Raw genomic sequence first — 22,252 nt, forward strand, 5'->3', positions numbered from 1 at the left:
AGCCAAGCGTCGAATCACATCGCTAAGTCATCGTTCACTTTTTAATTCAAGTTGCTTGACTCGTTGCCAAAGCGCTTCTTTTTCTTCCATGTTCAAATTAACAAGTACTTTTCCTTGCTTTTCTGCCAACGATTGAAGCTCGGAATAGCGCCCTTGAAATTTCAGGTTAGCCAAAGCCATTGCCTCATCGGGATTCACATCGAGATGCCGGCATAGGTTCACAACGGCAAACAACAAATCACCCAGCTCTTCTTTAATGGCGGATTTGTCGACAATATCTTTACCGTATTCCTCCCTTACTTCAAGAAGCTCCTCTTCTATCTTGGCGAACACAGGCAAGACCTCATCCCAGTCAAAACCATCTTCAGCGCAGGCTCGCTGAATCGATAAAGCCTCAATTAAGTTTGAATAAGCGCCCTTGTTGGCTTTGACAGTCTTCAATTAAATCACGCTCTATTGACATCTACGACGTCGGGCAACTGCTTGAGTTTATCCGAAACTTTTACAATGTCTTCTGCATCTTGCACTTCAAGGGTCAATTTGATCGTTGCCGAATTCTGAGCTTTATTGCTGATGCTGTTCACGCCAAGTAGGCCAACCTTTAAGTTTGACAGAACGGTTGTAATATCGCGCAAGATCCCGCTGCGATCTGAGCAATAAACGGTTATTTCTGTTTGAAAACTCGTTTGATGCTGTATAGACCAGCTCACATCAATCTGACGCTCAGGATGTTGTTCCAATAGATTAGCTAACTGAGCACACGACTCTTTATGTACGCTCACGCCTTTTCCTTGAGTGATGTAACCAAGTATGGCCTCGCCGGCGACGGGCTGACAGCATTTAGCAATTTGGCTGAGCAGATTTCCAACTCCCTCAGCAATAATAGGTTGACCACTGTTTTTACGCGATGCTTTACGCTGCTTAATCGGCACGACTTCAGGCTCGGGCTCAGGCGGTGTATGCAATTGCACAAGATAATGAACCACACTCATTACTCTCAAATCGCCGACGCCAACAGCCGCAAACAGGTCGTCAATAGTATTGGCATTAAATTTCGACATCGCGTCGTGAGCTACTTTGATTGGTAAATCAACTTTAGCTAACTCTCTCTCAAGTAATTCTCGGCCCGCGTCGGCATTTTTCCCTTTGTCTTGCTTTTTAAAAAACGAATGAATAGTGGCTCGCGCCCGCGCTGAATGCACATAACCCAGACCGGGATGCATCCAATCACGACTTGGAGATGCTTGTTTCCCTGTGAGCACCTCTACTTGGTCGCCGCTTTGTAGCTTGTAAGTGAAAGGAACGATACGTTTATTTACTTTCGCGCCATTACAGCGATGACCCACATTACTATGCACATAATAGGCAAAATCCAGCGGTGTTGATCCCAAGGGAAGATCGATTACGTCTCCCTTTGGCGTAAAAACATAAACCCTATCATCGAAAACTTGGCTTCTTAGCTCTTCTACCAAATTACCGGACTCAGCCATTTCCTCTTGCCATTGCAGTATTTTACGCAACCAATTCAAGCGTTCTTCTGAGCCTGCAGTTTTGCCAGTCGTACCCTCTTTGTATTTCCAATGCGCGGCAACACCCAACTCAGCATCTTGATGCATCTGATGGGTGCGAATTTGTATTTCGATTGATTTACCACGTGGGCCGACAATAACAGTATGTATGCTTTGATAGCCATTTTGCTTCGGTGTAGCTATGTAGTCATCAAACTCTTTTGGAATATGCTTCCAGTTAGTATGTACTACGCCTAGAGCTGCATAACAGTCTTGCAGGCGATCGGCAACTATACGTAGTGCACGTATGTCAAAAAGCTCCTCAAAAGACAGTTGCTTTTTTTGCATTTTTTTCCAAATACTAAAGATGTGTTTTGGGCGGCCAATAACCTCAGCTTTGATATCCTCTTTGTCGAGTAGCGCCTGAATATTCGCGACAATATCAATAATATATTGTTCACGATCACTTCGTTTCTCATCTAGCATACTTGCGATACGCTTATAGGTGTTCGGGTGCAAGTAACGAAACGAAAGGTCTTCGAGCTCCCATTTTAGTTGCCCGATACCTAAGCGGTTCGCTAAGGGAGCGTAGATACTGGCGCATTCATGCGCGACAATTACGCGTGTTTCTTCGTCTTCAGCTTTAACGGCGTGCAATGCACAGATTCTTTCAGCCATTTTTATGACGACGGCGCGGACATCCTCAACCATACTCAAGAGCATTTTACGTAGTCCATCTACGTGACTTTCATCTTGGCGATTTCTTGACTGGAGTGTTTTAATCGCATCCATTCGACGCACGCCACCAATAAGTGCGGCGATCTCATCGCCAAATCGCTCACACACCTCGTCTTGGCTTAGCTTGTGATGCTGACAAAAAGGAAAAACGAGTGCGGCTTGAAGCGTTTCATCATCCATGTGAAGTTCATGGAGTATTTCGACCATTTCTTGGCCAATAAGCAAATCCTCTGGTCGATCGGAAATAGATTCTAGTTTACTTTTTGTCGTATCTGACACTTGAAGATCGCGCAGCCATGAATTGAAATCTGGGCGCGTATCTTGATGAACACTTCGAATAGAAACCATACTTTCTTATTCCGTTTATAGGTATATTGAATTAACAGTCACAAAAACTCACAACTTTGTAAATCATTGTTAATGCTAGTTTTTTTAAAAAAACTAGCCTTTTAGGTATTAGGGCTGAATCTCTAACAAAGCCATTAACTCAAGATGCTTTGTATAGGGAAACATGTCTAAGGCGCACAACTTAGTCACTGCATAAGCTGCGGGCATCGCATTTAAATCACGAATAAAGCTAGTAGGATTGCAAGAAACGTACACGATTTTCTTTGGCAAAATGTGATGCTTATTTTGCGCTCCTTTCTGTTTGACATTCTCGCGATCGGATAATTGCGTTGCCACGGCCAATGCCCCTTCTCGCGAGGGGTCGATAACTAATATCGAATTTTCCGTAATGCTAACTTGCTCAATAATATTGGCTTGGGTGAGGTCTACATGTTCAAACTCAATATTATCTATGCCACTGCGCTGTGCATTCATGCGCGCTTGTTGCACCATGCTGGCAATTCCCTCATAGCCAACCACCCGTTTTGCCATTGGAGCGAGTGCTAGGCCGAAGTTACCAACCCCCGAAAACAAATCGATGACATGTTCGCTTCCATCAAGCGCTAACCATTCGCTGACTTTACTGAGCATCTTTTGATTAACGACTTTGTTAACCTGGATAAATTGTGTTGGCTTCACCCACGTGCGATAACTGGTTAAGTCAGATACCTCCAGTGCAGCGCTGGTATTTTGTTCCTCTACATCTGGCAATTCAGCGGAACTGACTTCTACTATTGCCCCATTTTTTACCTGGTAAACAATTTCAAGAGCATCGTTAGTAAAGCTACTTTGAAACTTGCGGAGTTCTCCAACTGAGCTTCGACTCAGCGCTTTTGTGAGATGTAGACTAACTTGTACTGCGTATACACCCTCGGTGAGAATAATGTGGCCTATATGTGACAAGTCGGGTAACTGTTTTAATAGCGAAATAATAGCAGATTGAACTTTTTGCAAACCGCTCGAGAACACAGGACACGAATCTACATCGACGACTTTATTTGATTTTGACTTTCGGAAACCGATTTTAGGATTTGATTTATTTCGGGCATCGATAGCTAAGCGCGCCCGCCTTCTATATTCAATCGGTTTTTCGCCTGTTAGCTCAGAACTTTGCCCGTCGACAAGACTATTCAAAGGGTCTTCCCAAACGCATTTGTTTAGACGGTGCTGGGCGACATGCTTATAAATGTAGCTACGTAAACTACTCTGCTTAGCTTGCAAAAAAGCTTGAGGCCTGATGTGCTGATGAGAACAGCCACCGCATTCTTTAAAGTATTTGCAAAAGGGTAATGCCCGAAGCTCGGCATTTTCATGAAAGACCGTAACTACATCCGCGTGCCACACTCCAGACTTTTGTGATTTTACCTGAACTAAATAGCGCTCTCCTAACAAGCCACCGGCAATTACGATTATCGGTTTATGTGACAAATAAATACCATTGCCGTGGTGGTCGATAGTATCTACCGATACTTCAATTTTCGGCAGTTTATCATTTACTGCTTTATTTCTACTGCGCTTTGCGGAAAAGAACTGAGCCATGATTGCTAACTCTCAAGGATCACAGTGGCTACTGCGTAGTGCTTTTCATCGGAAATTGAAATGTGAGAGTTCACCACACCTTTATCATCAAACAGACTTTGTAAGTGACCACTTACAATCAAATAGGGTTGCCCTGTTTGGTGGTGTGACACTTCAATTTGCTGCCAACTTACACCATTTCCGATACCGTTACCGATTGCTTTCACTGCAGCTTCTTTGGCAGCAAAACGCTTAGCGAGAAAGCGAGCTTGCGCACTAATTTCCACATTGCTGTTGTCGCTGCCTACCTCAACTTGTTGACGAGGACGTATTCTCGCTAATTCATTGAGTGCAAGATAATCCTCGTATTCTTTCGGAGTAAGAATGCGCTGGGCCATTGAATCAGAACGATCCACACTTGCCTGTAAACGTGCAATTTCTACAATATCGGTACCAACTCCAATAATTGACATCTGCTTTCCTGTGTAAATGGTGTTTGCTCACTCGACATCACTTCAAACGTGTGAGGCTAGCTAATAGTTAGCATTTCTCGCTTCTTGCATCAATGCTCGCATGTCTCTGACAGCTTTTTCTAAACCGTCGAAGGCGGCGCGGGCAATAATTGCATGGCCTATGTTTAATTCGATTAACTCAGCTATCGCGGCGATGGGCTTGACGTTGTGATAATGCAAGCCATGCCCTGCATTTACCTTGATTCCCAAACTATGAGCATATTGAATACCCTCAACTAGCTTTGCTAATTCAATAGAAGCTTCTGCTTCGTTTTTCGCCTCAGCATACTGCCCGGTGTGAATCTCAATATATGGGGCTTTGGCTTCAGCAGCCGCGTCTATTTGCTTTTTGTCTGCGTCGATGAATAGCGATGCCAATGTGTTTTGTTCCGCTAAACGAGCACAGGCATCGACCATTTTGTCGATGTTACCTGCCACGTCAAGCCCACCTTCGGTGGTAAGTTCTTCGCGTTTTTCAGGAACCAAACAACAAAACTCAGGCGAGACCTTGGCTGCAATATTGAGCATTTCCTCGGTAACGGCCATTTCCAGATTCATACGAGTATTAATTGTTTCTTTTAAAAGAAATACATCTTTGTCTTTGATATGCCTACGATCTTCACGTAAATGCACTGTTATGCCATCTGCTCCCGCTCTTTCCGCTAGGTCTGCGGCATGAACCGGGTTTGGATAATCAGTACCCCGAGCATTCCGGAGTGTTGCAATGTGATCTATGTTCACACCAAGTAAAATATCCTGCATGTATTTCTCCAAATATATCAATAAGCTATTAAACTAAGTTTGATGTTGAATAGTTGGCTTCGCCATAAATAGTTCACGACTCTTAATGGGTTTTTCTCCCAGAATTGGACGCAATGCAATACGACTTATCTTCTTGGCAGCTTTCAAAGCATCGCTATCCCAGTCTTGGCTATGAATGTTAAGAATGTCTTTGCCACGGATGGCATGCGCTTGCTGAGGACTTGCCTCGCAAAAACCGATTTCATTTAGCAAGGTGTAGCTTTTTTCAGGCTTAATCTCAGATTCATTTTGAGTATCGTATAGGAAGTCAGGGGCATAACCTAACTCTTCAAGCAGCACGAATTCAAAGTTTCGCAATATAGGCTCTAGTTGAAATAAGGCCGCCGTAGTTGATTGCGACTGCAAATTATCCAAAGACAATTCGTATTGCGCATACAATCGTTTGAAAGGCTCAGCTTCTGGCAAGGCTCTATTAAGTACTTCGTTAAGATAAAAAGCGCAAAATAAGGCCTGTTGTGCAAGTGCTTTCGGTCGTGCATTGCTCTCTACTCTGCCAAGATTACGCAGTGCAGAACGCCCACTCAGTTCAAAATTGAGGTTCTGCATAGGTTGTAAGAGACTCTTTCTGTCGGACTTTCCGCCTCGGGCCCCTTTTGCTACAGCGCTCACTCTGCCATTTTGTTCGGTAAAAAAATCGACCAGTAAGCTCGTCTCTCTATAAGGACGTCGGTGTAACACGTAACCATCATAGGTTTCTTTGTTCACCTTAACTCGCTTTAATTCTAACCACTTTCATTGTTTCAAACTCCATGCCAGCGATTTCTTTCATCTCAGGATAATAAGTAAGATTGACTACGCCCGACTCTAAGTTCTTGTATTTTTTCTTGCGTTTAAAAATAAAGGGCACATCGGTACCTTCAATCAGCAATGTATTAATGAACCAGCCATCTTCTTCACGCTGAACATGAGACGTTACTTTGCATAGCTCGGTATGAACCAAGTTAGGATGGGTTTCCAGTAGTTTTTGCAAAGCTGTTTTTCTTGCCATTATGTGCCCGTATTGTATGGTGTTAAATCTTGAACCAGTAATTGTACACTGATTTGCCCTCGAAATTCATTAATGTCGAGCTTATAAGCTAATTCCACTTCTCTTATTTGCTTATTAGGCCACTGCTGAGTATCAATATTAAATGCGATCGCGTCGAACTCAACCCCACCTTGAGCAACGATCATCTTTAAGTGTTTTTTACCTACGATGCGTTGAGTCTTGAGCATAAAAACACCATCAAATAGAGGTTCTTCAAACGTTTGCCCCCACGGTACAGCGAGTTTAAGTAAGCTGGCGTTTTCGACATTGATTTCGTGGCTTGGCAGACTGCCATCAGATAATAAGATGGGCTCACTTCCCAGCCCCTTGGTTGCCTCCAAAACAGCTTCTTCAAAGGCTTTTTTAAAAGTCGCTAGTTTGTTTTTCTCTAAACTTAAACCTGCTGCCATCGCATGGCCACCAAATTTGGCAATCAACCCAGGATGTTGACTACTAATATATTCCAAAATATCGCGAATGTGGACGCCGGGAATCGATCGCGCAGAGCCCTTCACGCTGTTGTCGTCTTGCTCCGCAAAAACAATCGTTGGGCGGAAATATTTTTCTTTTATTCTTCCGGCCAAGATACCTATAACACCCTGATGATAGTCGTCTTTATAAAGTACGACGCCGGATGGAATATCGCCTTTCGAGAACGCTACCGAGTCGAGCGCTTTTATCGCTTCTTCTTGCATTGAACTTTCTATTTCCCTGCGTTCTAGATTTAACGCGTCGAGCCTTGCCGCCATTTGGCGCGCTTGCTGTGGGTCTTCACACAATAAGCATTCTATTCCTAAAGCCATATCATCCAAGCGGCCCGCGGCGTTTAATCGAGGCCCTATTACAAATCCAAGGTCAGTTGATGAGAGTTTATGGCAAGGCCTTGAAGCAACATCTAAAATTGCCTTAATACCAGGCCTTGCAACGCCACTGCGAATTCGTTGTAGACCTTGGTGCACCAACACTCGATTATTATTATCAAGGGGTACAACATCAGCGACTGTGCCAAGGGCCACAATATCCAAATACTTTGCTAGGTTCGGTTTTGCTAGCTCCTTAGAAGCAAACCAGTGCCGTTTTTCAAGCTCCGTTTTAAGAGCTAGCATAAGATAAAAAGCAACGCCTACACCGGCTAAGTTTTTCGACAGAAAAGCACAGTCTGCTTGATTCGGATTTACTATTGCATCGGCTTGGGGCAAGGTGGCGCCTGGCAAGTGATGATCTGTGACCACCACCTGCATGCCAAGAGATTTCGCGTGTTCAACCCCGGCAATACAAGAAATTCCGTTATCGACTGTAATTAGCAACTCTGCCTTTTCTTGCTTCGCGACATCGACAATCTCGGGGCTTAAGCCATAACCGAAATCGAAGCGGTTTGGTACTAGATAGCTGATATTGCTAAAACCAAAGTCTCGCATAGCTAAAATGCATAAGGCTGTGCTGGTTGCCCCGTCGGCATCAAAATCACCGATAATACAAATGCGTTTATTGATTTCCATTGCGTCGGCAACAACTTTCACAGCTAAATCAATACCTTTCATAGTATTGTAGTGATGTAGCTCTTTTAATTGCGTTTGAATTTGAGCGACATCGGTAATACCGCGATTTCTATATAGCCTATCAAGCAACGGAGGAAGAGAGTTATCAATGACGTGAGACAAAATAGGCTGTCGATGTTGAATCTGCAAGATTTGGACTCTTTCTTATGTTTTCATACGACAGCAAATATTAGCATATTTAGCGCTCTCGCGAATAGGCTTTACTGACTTGCCTATCTGTGTCAAAGAGCACTTATCGAAACTTAACTTACCTTGGCGTCTAATTTTTTAAGCGAACGCAAAAATAAGCCTAAACCACCAATAGCCAGTATTAAGATTACGATGAGCTCAAAAGAAGTCATTGTTCTCAAATTAAAGCGGACGGACGAAATAACCCCGAAGATTAGCGCAGTGAGTGAGCCTATCGACAGTAGCCAGCCCAATAGGTTTTTGCTGTTATAAAAAATGATGCCCACGCCAAAAATAAAGGGGATCATTATCATGCCGCCTGTTATACCGATGCTGGTGCCAAAGCCCGAAAAGCCAAACATACGAGATCCAAGGCCGAAGTTAGAGCTGACCGTTATAGCATTGAACAACATATAGAAGCCGCCGCTCATCATTATTAAACCAATAAAAAAGTGACCGATACCACCTGAACTACCACCTGCGCCTTTCATTTAAAATCCTTATTGAATATATGTTTGTTTATTACACACGCCGATAATATTAGCACTAGTGCCGAATTTGTTCATCTAAACCTGAGCCAATTAAATAAAAAGATGTTTTTATTGTTACCTACGCTAGTGTTATTGTTACTACTCACAACGCAAGAGATTACGCCATGAGCACTGCATACTTTATAATCATTAATGATGACATAGAATACGACACCTATGTGTCTGGAAAAAACATTGCTAAGTATGCAGGGCAACTCAATCAGTTCTGCGCTTCACATGGGCTTCGCACCGTTGATTTCTTTCTATACCAAGATTTTTCGGACTTTTTGGATGAGGATCTCGGGGATAGCGAACACGAGGGCGATGAAGATGATCAATACGCTCAAAGCGACCAAAACATTGCCGACGCTCCAGAGGACGAACAAGTGTGGTTTGATCCACAACAAGGGCTTGATTGGTTGGATTCATTAAGAACTAAACTTAACAGTGAACAGCCCGCATTTTCATCACAAGCGCTACTTGATGAACTTCAAGAGTATCGTGAAGTGCTTGAAAAGACGAGAAAGGCCGGCGCAATGTGGCATTTAGAGATGGACTTTTAGACTGTCGCTAATACTTAATATTTAAATATAGGAAACCAAGTGCCATGGCAGATATATTTACTGGCCTAAGCGGCTTCCCAATAACACCTCTGCTCGGCAATGAATTAAACCTCGATGCACTCAAAAAAATAAGAGCATGTATTGACTCATCAGGGCTGGACTCCATTGGTGTTCTCGGCAGCACTGGAAGCTTTGCTTATTTAACAGCAAGTCAGCGAGCAACGGTGTTCGAGTGCTGGAGCGAAGCTAAAACACCATGGATTGCAGGAGTTAGTGCTACTAGCACGAAGGAAGCACTTGCTACATGCAAGATAGCTCAACAAAATGGTGCCTCTGCGGTAATTGCTAATGCCTTCGCCTATGTCCCTCTGACGAACAATGAGCTTAGCCATTATTTTTTGCGTATTGCTGATGCTAGCGAACTTCCTGTATGTGTTTATGATAATCCGATAACCACTGGGCAAAAACTCACGCACGATATATTAGCAATATTGGCAAAGCATCCAAACATCAAGGCAACAAAAATGTTTGCCAAAGAAAACAATACCGAGCAACACAAAGCATTAGCATTGCTTGACTGGCAGGCAGGTTATGCTGTAGACGCCAACTGCTGTGAGGCAATGATTGGCGGAGCCAGCGCTTGGTATTCAACATTAGCAGGCACACTACCCGAATTATTAGTTCCGGTAGTAAAGGCCATTAAAGATGGTGATATCACGAAAGCGAGAGCCTTAAATCAGGCCAATCAACCCATTTACGCGTTAATGAAGCAATACACTGGGTACAGGGCTATGCACGTGTTTGCAAATATCAGAGGTTGGCAATGCGAGCTTCCTTCACCATTGGACTTACCCATTATCGAAAAAGCGAAGGAACTCATCACTGAAGCGATATCTGGGCACTAAGCCCATTTGGAGCTTATAAAGCTATCACTATCGCGTCTTATGCCCGAATGTTAACGACTGACATGACTCAGCCGTTTAAGTTCTCGTAAATCACTCTGAGAGTATTATTTAACGCACGCTTTGTATTTGGCCATGCGATAGAGATGTTATCTACCATGCCAGTGCCACAATCAACTTCCAAACGGCTGATAACATCAAATAAGGCGTCTGCATTTACTTTCTTGCCCGTTTGCACAAGACGTCTGGCGCCGCGTAAAATTGCACTGTTATCGTCTTGCATAATGCCATCGTCAGTCATTTGGATGCCCTCGCTTAACTCTTCAATCAGCTCGTTCAGGGCGGTTGATAAAGAATCGACTTGCCCTTGCTGTTGAAGGTAGGGTAATAAATCGAACCAAGTACTGGGGCTTTCTGGCATCTCCATCTGCGCAATCGGCGACTCTTCAACTGGCTCAGAGCTAGCCTGCTGTTCAATTTGCTTTTGCTCTTGAACCTGTTGCAACTCTTCTTTATGAGCAGCAACAAGCGCATTTTCTTGCTCAACAAGAATTGCTTCGTTGCTTTCCAACTGTTTTTGAGCACTTTGCAATGCTTGTTCTTTATCGTCAAGCTGCGCTTTACTCGCTTGCAACTCTTGCTCGAGTGTCGCGAGTTGGTTGGCTAAACCTGATTGGTTGTCCTGCTGCTCAGTTAAGGTTTGCTTACTCTGCGAGTATTCCTCTCGAACGGCTTGGAGTTCGGCGGTCAGCTTTTCTTGCATTTCCTGAAGTGCTTGAATGCTCTCTTCTCGCCCCTCTAGTGCAGCTTGTTGTTCCTCAACCTGCTTCTTGAGTGCCAATTCCTGCTCTTCTTGCTGCCTAATCCTAGACTCAAGCTCTTCTTGCTGTGCTTTCGCCGCGTTTAGTTCTTCAGTTAACTTGTTCTCAACTGATTTAGTCTCGTTAGCTTCAGATTCTGCTTGCTGAAGCTCCTCTAGGTTACCTTCGAGTTTTTGCTGCAGTTGCTGATTTTGCTCTTCCGCTTCACGCAGGGCTTGTTGTAGTTGCTTCTTCTGCTCTTCAATTTGTTGCTGTTGGGCACTCCATTGTTCTTCACTTCCCTCTAACATCTCACGTTGCTTGGCTGCTCGACTCTCAACATCTGACAATTCCACGGAAAGCTGTTCGAGTTTTTGTTCTTTCTCAAGACGGGCAAGTTTTTCAGCTTCTGCTTGCTGTTGAATTTCATCAAGTTTGCTTTGTGAACTTTCTAATTGCTCACGTTTAGCTTCAACCTCGCGTCTAAGCTCTTCCTGATGCGCCTCCCATTGCTTACCAGACTGCTCTAGCTTAGCCGCTTGCTCAGCACTTTGTTGCTCCATTTCGGCCAACTCAGCTTGGAGCTTATCGAACAGTTCTTGTTGACGCAGCTTCTCTGCTTTTTCTGCTTTGGTCTGCTGTTTCGCTTCACTCAATATACTTTCAGTTTCCTGCAGCGCTTTCTGCTTCGCTTTTAACTCTTCCTGCAAACGTTGTTGTTGTTCTAGTCGCTCTTGTTCCGCTCGCTTCATCTCCGCAAGCTTCTCTTCGGCATGTTTCTCAGCCTCAGCAAGTTCGTTTTGCAAACGCTGCATGTCTTCTTGTTGACGCTGCTTTTCTTGCTTTTCTTTTTCCGCGGCTTGTTTGGCTTCGTCAAGTGCATTTTGCGTTTCTTGAAGTACTTTTTGCTTCGCTTCTAGCTCTTGCATCAGCTTGCTTTGTTGAGCCGCCATATCACCTTTTTCTTGCTTCGACATTTCCTCGAACTTCTGCATTTCGTTCTGTAAATGTTCAACATGGCGAACTTTGTTTGTTAATTCCGACTGTGCAAGTTTGTAAGTATTTTCAATTTCACGACGCTGACGCTCAGCTTCCTCACTCGCCTTACGCTGGCTAATCAGTGCTTGTTTTAACTTAGCACTAGTATCGTCACTACTTTGGAGTTGGCCCTGTAATTCATTAATTTGAGAACCAACTTCGCTGATTTCAGCATCTTTGTCTTGGATAGACGCTTTAAGCGAGTCAATTTGAGTAACATAAGCATGCATTTTTTGAGACTGTTCTGCTTGCTCCTGCTCTAACTTTTGACTATGAGCTTGGCTTGCAGCGAGTTTTTCTTGTGCTTGTTTGTAATTCTCTTCACTTCGCTTGAGTTGCTCAGATATCTCATTTCGTTGCCCTTGCAGCTTATTCACTTTCCGTGTTGATATTTCTAGTTGCTCAGTGAGTGCATTATTGGCCTCTTTCGCTTCATTAAGCATTTCTCTGCTTTTACTGTAATCCTGCTGAACCTGTTGCAGGTTTTCGGTGACACTTTTGTGCTTTTCTTGCAAATTGATGTATTCAATTTTCGCTTCAGATATTTCATCGTGAGCTTCTTGAAGCTTAGTTTCAGTGTCGCGCAAGTCTTTGAGTTTACTTGCTAATTGCTCGTGACTTGTGCGAAGAAGCTGTTGATTTTCTGCAACTTCACGCTCAGCTTCTTTGTGCGCCGTGATTGCCTCTAGCCGTGCTTGGTCTGCTTGAATAATTTCAGTTAGATCAGTCCATAAACATAGAATTGAATCGAACTCTTTTCCCTTGTAGATTGGAATGTAGGTGGCCTGACACGCTCGTATTTCAGAATCAACTTTATGTTCCCAGTTGATTGTTTTAGCTCTGCCATCGTATTTCACTCGATTAAGGATGCGCTCTAACTCGTATGCATCTCCATCATCTTTATTCAAACTCAAGGCATAAGGTGACTCACCCCACAAGTCTTCTTCACTTTCAACACCGAAGAATTCACAAGCAGATGGATTTAAACGAGTGAATCCGTTTTCATCTAAAATGCCCATTGGCATGCTGCTGTGCTCTAACAAGCCTTGGAATTTTTGTTGCTGGAAGGACTCACCAGAACGGTCGGATATCCAGCAAACATATTGTTCTTTTACTTTGTCGAGCAGGTCAATATGAAGTTCACTCGGGTGTATTACATCGTTTTTACCACGAAGGCTGGTGTGGAAGGCTCTCAAGCGACCAGTTTGATGAAGTTGTCGTGCTGCTCTGCCTGCATCATCGCCATCGTTGAAGAGTTGATAAAAGGTGCCTTTCCTTAGCTCTTTTTCATTGAGACCTAAACGCTCCGTCATCGCGGTATTAGCGTGTACAATTTTATCATCAGCATCAACTGTCGCCACTGCAATCGGGGCTATATCAAGCAGATTGGAGAAGTGAGCTCTTTCATAGTCTAACTGACGCTTGGTGTCGGTAAGTAAAGTTAAATCTTGGACCATGCCTGTAAAGCCTGCGCGATTATTCTTATCGTCGCCGAAAGCTTGCAAGGTTAAGCGCAGATGTACTGTAGAATTGCTATGTCGAGACTCTTCCGAATCCCTCAATGCAACTGGGAGCTCATCACTGTTTTGAGCTTGTTTACCTATTTTACCACTAAACTCACGATTTAAAGCCCTGCCAATAGTAAGCGGGGTTTCGTCGGGATTATGCAGTACGTTAATATCCTCGGGCATCAGATTCAAGAGATCAAAACGCTTGTTTTTAATCTCTTGCAGCCTCACACCAAATAATTTTTCAAAAGAAGAATTAACCAAAACAACGCGGCACTCTTCATCAAGAACATATATTGGTTGGGTAGAAACAGTGAGCATGGCTTTAACCTTCTGCTCACTTAAATATTGTCGACGTTCATTTTGACGCGATTGTGTTTCGTTTATGACTAACAGCTTAAATTGAACTGACTTGCCTTTTTTATTTTTACCCGAGCTTACACCCAAAATACGAACAGGCACTTTATTCTCTGCACCATTCAGTACAGTCTTGAAATCGCATTCATGATGTTCTTTAGCAAGCTCGAATGATTGATTCCAGAAACTTAAATTATCTGGGCAAATCAACTTTTCAAGTGCTTCGAAATCACCACTTAGCGACTCATCATGCCCTAATAAGTGCGCAAAACTTTGGTTACCTTCAAACTTCTCGTTGTCAAAATCAACAGTCACTTGACCTAAGTTAAGACGCCCAACAAGGTCGTCTAGTTCTTTCAAACTAGTGCTTGCGACATTAATGATACTTTCGTAATGGTCGACATCTTCTATTGTAGCTACATAAGCTACGCCATCGTACATGCTGAGGTTTTTTGTGATCGTTAACCTCAGTGTAAAGCCAGAACTTGGGGCTTTAACAACTAAAACAGTGCTTTCATTGCTATCTAGGGCTTGATTGATGTCGTCTTTCGGTTCTTCTCCGAAAAATTTATTAAGCGGTTGTGTGATAACTCGACTTGCCTCTCTACCCAGCAATCGAGCGGCAGTTTGATTAATTTCGATAATATTACCACGCAAGCCAACCGTGAGTATGCCAGAGCTCGTTTTATCTAACACTTCGTTTCGGTTACGAATAACTTCATCATGTATCTCAAGTTGCTTATCCTTTTTCTTCATCATTATGAAGGCAGATATAGCTAAAATCGCGAGGACAATCATCACGCCGATGCTTGCATAGGCCAAAAGAGATAGCGTGCCCTCATCCTGACGGGAGAGTTTACCGCCAAAAGCAAAGCAAGTAGGGCTAATAACAATTAGCACGAAAAAGAAAGAGCGCTTGAAAACGGAAAGTGAAGCCGATAGCTGCTGAAGCATGTTTGTCATATCCAATAGAAATAAATAATATCCTAGCAGACAAGGTAACGCCTGCAAGGAAAGTTAAAAATAGCGCGAAAGCACCTTGCGTATATTTTAAAATAACTTTTAGCTGTGGAATAAGACATCTTATTCTTCCGTTATGAAGGGTATCGGCAGTTACACTAGGTCTTAAAGTGCAAGCTCACCACAACACCAGAACCATCAGCTAGGTTATTAATCTTAATACTCCCGCGATGAAATAGCACGATCATCTTTGCAATATATAAGCCGAGTCCCAAATGTACTTGCTCGCTAGTACTAGAGCCGGAAGCAGTATTGCGAACAGAAATCATAGAATCCAGCAACTCTTGTTGCATGTTCTCGGGAAGCAAAGGCCCCTTATTACTCACTTCTATACAGAAGTCTTTTGATATTCCGTCGCAACTAAACCGAATAGTATCACCTGCGTTACTAAATTCCGCGGCATTCGCGACAATTTTATCTAACATTTGTGCAAATAGCTCGGGGGAGCCTACAAGTTCGGCTCGTTCTAACGACGATGCATAATCGAATTGATGCTCACTATAGGCAAGTCGATAGCCCTCAACACAGCCCCCGAGCACATCAAGCACATCAAAAGTCTCTTGTTCGCTACTCTGAATAGCTTGCTCTAAACGAGTGGCTTCACTCATGTTATTTAAGATTTTACTCAGCCTATTTATTCCTTGCTTGGCACGCTCTACATATACCAATGCGCCATCAGTTTTATCGGATGGGCTTATTTGATGGCTTGTATCCTGAGCTGCTAACTTGGTAGCTTGAGATTCAAGTAACAAATTATCCAATGAAGAGTTTACAATCGCCACAGGTGTTCGCAATTCGTGAGAGAGCCGAGAAGCCATATTCTCTAGGTAAGCATTATATTGGCTTAGTCTTCCCAATACCGTACTGAAAGTTCGACTCAGATCGCCAATTTCGTCTTGTGTAGTTGATGCTTCTATTCCAGATATAATTTTTCCTGATTTATCAATAGCCTGCTCAGTGTCGTTACGTAACTTTCTAATCCTCGTTGATATGCGTGATGCCAGCAAAAACAGTGCTAAGGTGCCTAATACAATAACCGCTAGAAAGAAGTGGAATTGCTTTTCCAAAGCATTATTGCGGAGAGTCCTGATACCATTTGTAGTCTGTTCTACGACCACCGCTCCCATCACTTCACCTTCGATGAAAATAGGATGAGCAGCCGACAAAATCACTGCTTTACTGTCAGAACTCAAACGCCATAATGAGCTAGCTTCGCCCTGCAAGGCTTCATCCACCTCTTGACCTTGCAGTGCCGACGCTTTCTCAAGATCATCGACAAACTCTTCTGGCGGGCGCGTCAGAATTTGATAGTACAGAGGAATAAGCCATTCCTCTTCAATCACTTGCCACCACGCTCGTTTCTCTTCAGATGTATGTGTATTCGTATCGGCGGGAGCACTAACAGCAAGTTTTTGTGTTTCATCATATTCAGTTCTGAGGCGGTTTGGGGTGTTAACAGCCAGCACATTATCAACACGCGCTAAATCAAAACTTGCGGAGCTAGCTTGCATGCCATCAGCATTTTGAATGTCTCCTGACTTCGCCAACACTCTTTTGTGCTTGTCAATAACCCAGACTCGCGCATTCGCATATTCTAGGCCTCGTAATATACTTTCAATTTCAGGCGATGGTATTAATAAAGTGCCAAGTTCGTCTTGCTGTTCAGGATTGGCTGTACCTATTGAGTATTTTATAAAACGCGACTGTTCGTCATCTACGTCTGAAATCGCAAAAGCAATTCGGTCCTGCATCATGCCTGCAGGAAAGCGAAGTTCGATGATGTAGCCTTCTTCACTTGGCTTCCAATACCCCTGAATTCGAGTATCGAGTTTCTCAGGTATTACTCTTTCAATGTTATTTTTTAACAAATAGGCATTAACCCAACCTTCTTGCATTGGCGCGACGATGTAGCGCTTGAACTCACCTTGAGGGTTCAACATCGATATTTGAAGGAAATCATTGCGATCGATACGCAAACTATTGCGACCTCGGAATACGAGATTGTCGTCGGTGACCTTAAACATGGCATAAACGTAGTCTTCATATTCACCAAGCAGATGCGTGAATTTCAAACTTGAAGCTGAATATGGTTGGCGCAATATCAGCAAACTTTCTTGAGCATATTCGATGGTAGCAGTAAGGTAATCATCCCAATCATCGAGTTGACCATCTAGTTGTATCGGTGCCGTTACTTTATGAGCATACAAATCGCGCCCCGTCACGACGCTGCTTTGAAATGAAGATTGTGCATCGAACAGTTTCGGGCGCTCGTGCAACGTCGTGGCTACAGCCCTTGCTGTGCCCAACATAGTTTGTTCTTGCCCGATACGAAGATAGGCCTCGAGTTCCCATACGTATTGATAACCCAAATAAGGAATAGCAAACAGGAAGGACGAAAAAAACAATAGTTTTAAACGTAAGCCAATGCGCCAGTTTCTCATTTTTATGCCGCCTTCCAGCGGTAGCCCATACCGTAAACGGTTTCAATGCGGTCGAAATTAGAGTCGAGTTGCACAAACTTTTTACGCACTCTTTTAATGTGTGACGTAATAGTGGTGTCATCAACCACCATTTTGGATTCATCCATTAATTGTTGGCGACTTTTTACGTGCCCCGGATTTTTAGCAATTGCATGTAACATCCAAAACTCTGTTACGGTTAATTCGATAAGCTCTTCACGCCAAGCAACTGTCATACGCTTTACATCCATACTCAACTGCCCGTTTTTTATTAAATCGGAAGCTTCTTGTGGCGATTGCATCACTTCAGTTCGGCGAAAAAGGGCAGCAATTCTGGCGAGCAAATGGGGCAAACTGATATCTTTAGTCAGATAATCATCGGCACCCATCCGCAAACCGCAAATAGTGTCAAAATCGTTGTCTCTTGCAGTAAAGAATATAATTGGAAGAGTTTTTGAAAGGGCTCTGAGGCTTTGGCATACCGAAAACCCTCCATCAATTTCATTTTCTAAGCCAATGTCGATAATGGCGAGATCGGGAAGCGCGCGCTCAAAAGCATTCTCTGCCTCAATTCTATTAGAGTAAGTATCAACGTGATAGCCCTGACTACTCAAGGCCGAAACATAGTTCTCGCGCAGCGCCATGTCGTCTTCAACTAACGCAATTGTTTTCATTATTCCCTCAACAAACTTTGTACTCTTTTTTAATTAGCTCTCACTATATACAAAAAAGCGCGTGGTGAAAGCGTATAGGCCTAATTTCCATAATTTCGCCACAATTCATCTCAACATTGCCATTTTATCTCCCCGTTAACGCCATAAAGCTTGTGTTTAATAGCATCGTAGCTTTTGAACAGTGGTGATGCGAAGTACAGAGATTCCTCCATCCCACTGTTCCTTTTTAAACACAACACTCTTTGGAGAGAATGATGAAAACAACAACTAAGCCTGCATTTAATAAAATCACAAGCGTAATCGCGTTCACTTGTTTAATGAGCGCATCAGCCTTTGCATCCGCCAATCAAAGTATTGATGAGAAGGAATTAAAGAAACAAGAAAATACCAATAATGCCGTAGGTTTTGGTACTGGCGTCGTGTTTGGCGCGGCTGTTGCAGGGCCGGTGGGCGCAGCTGTAGCAGGGCTATTTGGTTTATTTATTGCTGACGACATAAACGATGAAAATCGTCTGGAACTGACGAAAACTGAATTAAATAGCACTTCCGAAGAGCTTGTTGCTTTGCAAAAAGACTATGAAAGCTCAATGTCGAAGGCGAACGAGCAAATTGCCGCGATGGACAGCGCGATGACCAAGGCCATTCAACAAGTAAGCCCGCATTTAGAGACTAATATTCAGTTCAAAACTGCGTCTTACCTCATTGAAGACCACTACAAAACGCAACTAGATGGTTTGGCTTCAGAATTGAGAAAAAATCCGGGGCTCAAAATTGAACTATCAGGCTTTGCAGACCAACGTGGGGAGTCAGCATACAACCAAGTGCTATCTGAGCAGCGCACAAAGGCTGTTAAAGACTATTTGCTAAGTCAATTTGTGAATGACAATCAGATTATCGCTCAAGCCTTTGGCGAGTCAAATTTGGCAAGCTCAAACAGTAGCTTCGAAGAGGACTTTTTTGACCGTCGCGTGCATGTAAAAGTGAGTAGCGAAATAGCAGAAATGACAGCAGCCAATCAATAGGCTGCTACACCCTTTTACTCACCAATAGTAGATGCTCACTCCTAATAACTTTAAAGGTAGAAAACTAATATGGCCATCCTACAACGCTCGCTCATTGTCGTTACCGGACTCTGTGTCTTTGGGCTCATTCATGCAGCAGCCCCAAACATGTTCACACCTGCTTATACAAGCCTGTTTGACAATCAGCGACAATATCCAAGCAGCGCTGAAAGTGAATCTTCTATTAAAAATGAAGTGAAAACGCAATTTAGTTTGCTGACGAAAACGGGCACTGTAAACGAGATAAACGTTCAAGAAACCAACATATTTTATACCGATCCACTTGCCAACTTAAGTTCATCAGGACTGTTTATTAGGGCAGTTGACGAACAAGGAAAGCCAGCTTTCAAGAATAGCAGCGAGTTAAGTACCGAAGTTGACATTAATGTCACTGGCATGATCGCACGAACACGCGTTAGCCAAACTTTCAAAAATAACAGCGATACATGGCAAGACGGTGTTTACGCTTTTCCACTGCCCGAAAATGCCGCCGTCGACCACCTGTTATTGAAAGTCGGTAACCGCATTATTGAAGGCCAGATTAAGCAAAAACAAGAAGCAAAAAAAATATTTGAAAAAGCCAAGCAAGAGGGTAAGAAAGCCAGTTTAGTTGTTCAACATCGTCCAAATATTTTCACGAATGAAGTCGCCAACATTGGGCCAGGTGAAGAAATAGAAGTTAGCATAGAGTACCAACAAACATTAAGATTTGCAGATGGCGAGTACTCACTTCGATATCCACTTGATATAAAAGAGCGCTATCAGCCACAGAGTAGCAACGAGGATAGTGTTGAAAAATCAAACTTTCGCAGAAAAGCCTTAACACTGAGAGTTAACCTAGCGTCGGGAACTCACCTAAACAATATTACAAGTGAAAATCACCCTATTGTTACCCATTCGTCAGCAAATCAGATAGGTAGCGGTGCTAGTCAGTACGAAATCAGCTTAGCCGATGAGTACGTACTACAAAAGGATTTTGTCCTCAGATGGCAACCTGAATTGGGAAGTCAACCGCAAACCAGTCATTTCTCGCAATGGGTGAATGGCGAAGAGTATGGCTTAGTCATGATTTACCCGCCACTTCCAGACGAAAACTTGGATCAGGATAGAGAAATTACCTTCATCTTGGATACCTCAGGCTCAATGGCTGGTGACGCAATCAAACAGGCAAAGCAAGCACTTGCTTTTGCAGTGGACGATTTAGCCGCATCCGACAAATTCAATATTATTCAATTCAATAGTCATGCAGAGCAGTTGTGGAGAACAGCCAAGTTCGCCGACTCAACTAATAAAGCCGATGCCTTCGATTTCATTGCTAGCTTAACAGCCAACGGTGGCACAGAGATGCATTCTGCGCTTTCAGTCGCCTTCGATAGCGCAGACAAAGCGAAAGCAGAAAACGAAGACGATCGCTTCTTCAAACAAATTTTGTTCATCACCGACGGCAGTGTGTCGAATGAACATTCATTGATGCAATTAATAAGTACCAGACTTGGCTCGCAGAGACTTTTTACCATTGGTATTGGTGCTGCACCCAATACTTACTTTATGACCGAGGCCGCTAAGATGGGCAAAGGTAGCTTTACCTTCATTGCCGACACCAGCCAAGTCAATGAAAAAATGCAAACGCTCTTAGAGAAAATAAAAGCACCTGCGCTTACAAATATTCAATTTAACCTCAAAGCACTTGGGCCAAATGAGAGTATAGAGATGTACCCCGATACTATTGGCGATTTATATCACGAAGAACCTATGGTATTGAGCTATAAAAAAAACGCTTCAGCTACCGCTTCTAATCAACATGCTCACGAAAATACTGATGATTTCGCAGATATAAATGCCCCACTATTAGTCGGAAGGTATAACAATAACCCATGGCAGTTTAGCTTAACTCAAGAGTTGAGCGGAAAAAGCATCAAGCAATATCAACAGAATAAGCCTGATAATAGCGCCTTAAATTCAGAAACAACCTTGGGGACAATCGCTACGCGTGCACAAGGCATCAACGTGCTGTGGGCAAGGGAAAAGATAGCGCAGTTAAGTCGTGATAAACGCAAGTTAGAAGTGCAACCTGTTGAAAGCAAAGAGCAGATCGACAGCTTAGTAACAGAAATCACACAAACAGCACTGGCGCATCATATCGTAAGCCAATACACCAGCTTAGTTGCCGTAGACACAGAGCAAACTGCACCTGAGAAAAATATACAAAATCAACAATCGCAAGAGGCAATGCTGGCAGAAGCTGAACTCAAGAGAGCACAATTGGCAATTGCTCAAGCCCACGGATTAAGTCAACAAGGTTTACTTCCACAAACTGCCACGCGAGCACAACTTAACATGTTGATTGCCCTTCTCTTATTGACGATGGCTGTATTGATGCTTTGGAGGAGAAAGCACGATGAAATCTAAAACAGAAGTGGCTGTGAATAGCAATGATAGTAAGCGTCGAAACAACAAGGTCTTTACAATAATGCACCATACAATCAGTGTTGAAACTATCTTTATCTATGCCATTTTTGTCTTTGCATTAGTGTTATTAGGCGACAGCTTTTACATTAAAACCAAGGCGCAATACGCGCAATACTTAATTGGGAATTCCTGGCAATACTATGCCAATACGGGTGAAATTCAAAAACCGTGGCCGTGGGCTGACACTTTCCCGATAGCCGAGTTGTCGATACAAGACACGTCGCACTTCATACTTTCAGGGGCTAGCGGCAGAAACCTCGCCTTTGGGCCTGCTCATTTGGCCAACACAGCAAGCTTGGGCAGTGAGGGCAATGCAGCCATCGCGGGTCATCGTGATACGCATTTTGAACAGTTAAAAACATCGAAGCTTGGCGACTTAATCTATCTGACCAGCAGACAAGAAGACAAGCTTGTAAAACAAGTATTCCGTGTTAGCGACATTAAAATAGTTGATGAAAAAAACATTGATGTGCTTCAAGAAACGTCAACGAGTACCCTAACACTCATTACTTGTTACCCATTCGACAGTATCGACCCAAACCCAAGCCAACGCTATATCGTAAAGGCTGAGCTGATATAAAAACCTTAAGCGAACACTAATGCTTGTTATTCAAAGCCAAAAGAGTCTAGGC

Annotated in this window: 17 protein-coding genes; 5 read left to right on the forward strand and 12 right to left on the reverse strand. The window is 43.3% G+C overall.

All coding sequences use genetic code 11. The features are described 5' to 3' along the window. Positions 1-27: 27 nt before the first annotated feature. From ISG33_RS16780 to ISG33_RS16820, 9 genes are all read right to left on the reverse strand, one after another. Positions 28-441 (reverse strand): MazG nucleotide pyrophosphohydrolase domain-containing protein, encoded by a 414-nt coding sequence (locus ISG33_RS16780; RefSeq protein ID WP_195734802.1) that lies wholly within the window; start codon positions 439-441, stop codon positions 28-30. A 5-nt stretch (positions 442-446) separates the two neighbouring features. Further along, positions 447-2,594 (reverse strand): GTP diphosphokinase, encoded by a 2,148-nt coding sequence (gene relA / locus ISG33_RS16785; RefSeq protein WP_195734803.1) that lies wholly within the window; start codon positions 2,592-2,594, stop codon positions 447-449. A 108-nt stretch (positions 2,595-2,702) separates the two neighbouring features. After that, on the reverse strand, positions 2,703-4,172 hold the full coding sequence (rlmD, locus tag ISG33_RS16790) for a 23S rRNA (uracil(1939)-C(5))-methyltransferase RlmD (protein WP_195734804.1): 1,470 nt from the start codon (positions 4,170-4,172) through the stop codon (positions 2,703-2,705). 5 nt (positions 4,173-4,177) lie between these two features. After that, on the reverse strand, positions 4,178-4,624 hold the full coding sequence (gene acpS, locus ISG33_RS16795; RefSeq protein WP_195734805.1) for a holo-ACP synthase: 447 nt from the start codon (positions 4,622-4,624) through the stop codon (positions 4,178-4,180). Between the two features lie 60 nt (positions 4,625-4,684). Then, on the reverse strand, positions 4,685-5,425 hold the full coding sequence (pdxJ, locus tag ISG33_RS16800; protein WP_195734806.1) for a pyridoxine 5'-phosphate synthase: 741 nt from the start codon (positions 5,423-5,425) through the stop codon (positions 4,685-4,687). Positions 5,426-5,458: 33 nt separating this feature from the next. Beyond that, the gene (gene recO / locus ISG33_RS16805) at positions 5,459-6,190 is read right to left on the reverse strand and encodes a DNA repair protein RecO (protein ID WP_195734807.1); all 732 of its coding nucleotides are present in this window, start codon (positions 6,188-6,190) and stop codon (positions 5,459-5,461) included. Position 6,191: 1 nt separating this feature from the next. Further along, on the reverse strand, positions 6,192-6,473 hold the full coding sequence (locus ISG33_RS16810) for a hypothetical protein (RefSeq protein ID WP_195734808.1): 282 nt from the start codon (positions 6,471-6,473) through the stop codon (positions 6,192-6,194). Further along, positions 6,473-8,200, reverse strand: a complete 1,728-nt coding sequence (gene recJ, locus ISG33_RS16815) for a single-stranded-DNA-specific exonuclease RecJ (RefSeq protein WP_195734809.1) — start codon at positions 8,198-8,200, stop codon at positions 6,473-6,475. Before recJ ends, ISG33_RS16810 begins: the two co-directional genes overlap by 1 nt. A 113-nt stretch (positions 8,201-8,313) precedes the next feature. Continuing rightward, positions 8,314-8,730 carry a hypothetical protein gene (locus ISG33_RS16820; protein ID WP_195734810.1) on the reverse strand — a complete coding sequence of 139 codons (417 nt, stop codon included), beginning with the start codon at positions 8,728-8,730 and terminating at the stop codon, positions 8,314-8,316. Between the two features lie 164 nt (positions 8,731-8,894). Between ISG33_RS16820 and ISG33_RS16825 the strand changes: the two genes are divergently transcribed. Together ISG33_RS16825 and ISG33_RS16830 are read left to right on the forward strand one after the other, a co-directional pair. After that, positions 8,895-9,332: a hypothetical protein gene (locus ISG33_RS16825; protein WP_195734811.1), complete on the forward strand. Its 438-nt coding sequence runs from the start codon at positions 8,895-8,897 to the stop codon at positions 9,330-9,332. Between the two features lie 44 nt (positions 9,333-9,376). Then, on the forward strand, positions 9,377-10,237 hold the full coding sequence (locus ISG33_RS16830) for a dihydrodipicolinate synthase family protein (protein WP_195734812.1): 861 nt from the start codon (positions 9,377-9,379) through the stop codon (positions 10,235-10,237). Positions 10,238-10,304: 67 nt separating this feature from the next. Here the strand turns inward: ISG33_RS16830 and ISG33_RS16835 are convergent, their stop codons facing one another. From ISG33_RS16835 to pdsR, 3 genes are all read right to left on the reverse strand, one after another. After that, positions 10,305-14,891, reverse strand: coding sequence for a PAS domain-containing protein (locus ISG33_RS16835; RefSeq protein WP_195734813.1), 4,587 nt, complete (start codon positions 14,889-14,891; stop codon positions 10,305-10,307). 164 nt (positions 14,892-15,055) lie between these two features. Then, positions 15,056-17,398, reverse strand: coding sequence for an ATP-binding protein (locus tag ISG33_RS16840; protein WP_195734814.1), 2,343 nt, complete (start codon positions 17,396-17,398; stop codon positions 15,056-15,058). Between the two features lie 2 nt (positions 17,399-17,400). Beyond that, complete coding sequence (gene pdsR / locus ISG33_RS16845; protein ID WP_195734843.1) at positions 17,401-18,093, reverse strand: proteobacterial dedicated sortase system response regulator; 693 nt, start codon at positions 18,091-18,093, stop codon at positions 17,401-17,403. A 248-nt stretch (positions 18,094-18,341) separates the two neighbouring features. Between pdsR and pdsO the strand changes: the two genes are divergently transcribed. The 3 genes from pdsO (at position 18,342) to ISG33_RS16860 (ending at position 22,200) form a co-directional block, all read left to right on the forward strand. Then, positions 18,342-19,112: a sortase-associated OmpA-like protein PdsO gene (pdsO, locus tag ISG33_RS16850; protein ID WP_229333666.1), complete on the forward strand. Its 771-nt coding sequence runs from the start codon at positions 18,342-18,344 to the stop codon at positions 19,110-19,112. Between the two features lie 69 nt (positions 19,113-19,181). Beyond that, positions 19,182-21,560, forward strand: coding sequence for a VIT domain-containing protein (locus tag ISG33_RS16855; RefSeq protein ID WP_195734815.1), 2,379 nt, complete (start codon positions 19,182-19,184; stop codon positions 21,558-21,560). Next, positions 21,550-22,200 (forward strand): class GN sortase, encoded by a 651-nt coding sequence (locus tag ISG33_RS16860; RefSeq protein ID WP_229333667.1) that lies wholly within the window; start codon positions 21,550-21,552, stop codon positions 22,198-22,200. The genes ISG33_RS16855 and ISG33_RS16860 overlap by 11 nt, the downstream gene beginning before the upstream one ends. Positions 22,201-22,252 lie beyond the last annotated feature (52 nt).

This window comes from Marinibium conchae (genome assembly GCF_015595035.1).
Taxonomy (GTDB): Bacteria; Pseudomonadota; Gammaproteobacteria; order Enterobacterales; family Alteromonadaceae; genus Glaciecola.

Excerpts from the sequence above, each read along its gene's own strand:
- relA (WP_195734803.1), bottom strand. The coding sequence starts at position 2,594 with ATGGTTTCTATTCGAAGTGTTCATCAAGATACGCGCCCAGATTTCAAT.
- rlmD (WP_195734804.1), bottom strand. The coding sequence starts at position 4,172 with ATGGCTCAGTTCTTTTCCGCAAAGCGCAGTAGAAATAAAGCAGTAAAT.
- acpS (WP_195734805.1), bottom strand. The coding sequence starts at position 4,624 with ATGTCAATTATTGGAGTTGGTACCGATATTGTAGAAATTGCACGTTTA.
- pdxJ (WP_195734806.1), bottom strand. The coding sequence starts at position 5,425 with ATGCAGGATATTTTACTTGGTGTGAACATAGATCACATTGCAACACTC.
- ISG33_RS16810 (WP_195734808.1), bottom strand. The coding sequence starts at position 6,473 with ATGGCAAGAAAAACAGCTTTGCAAAAACTACTGGAAACCCATCCTAAC.
- ISG33_RS16820 (WP_195734810.1), bottom strand. The coding sequence starts at position 8,730 with ATGAAAGGCGCAGGTGGTAGTTCAGGTGGTATCGGTCACTTTTTTATT.
- ISG33_RS16825 (WP_195734811.1), top strand. The coding sequence starts at position 8,895 with ATGAGCACTGCATACTTTATAATCATTAATGATGACATAGAATACGAC.
- ISG33_RS16830 (WP_195734812.1), top strand. The coding sequence starts at position 9,377 with ATGGCAGATATATTTACTGGCCTAAGCGGCTTCCCAATAACACCTCTG.
- ISG33_RS16835 (WP_195734813.1), bottom strand. The coding sequence starts at position 14,891 with ATGCTTCAGCAGCTATCGGCTTCACTTTCCGTTTTCAAGCGCTCTTTC.
- ISG33_RS16840 (WP_195734814.1), bottom strand. The coding sequence starts at position 17,398 with ATGAGAAACTGGCGCATTGGCTTACGTTTAAAACTATTGTTTTTTTCG.
- pdsO (WP_229333666.1), top strand. The coding sequence starts at position 18,342 with ATGATGAAAACAACAACTAAGCCTGCATTTAATAAAATCACAAGCGTA.
- ISG33_RS16855 (WP_195734815.1), top strand. The coding sequence starts at position 19,182 with ATGGCCATCCTACAACGCTCGCTCATTGTCGTTACCGGACTCTGTGTC.
- ISG33_RS16860 (WP_229333667.1), top strand. The coding sequence starts at position 21,550 with ATGAAATCTAAAACAGAAGTGGCTGTGAATAGCAATGATAGTAAGCGT.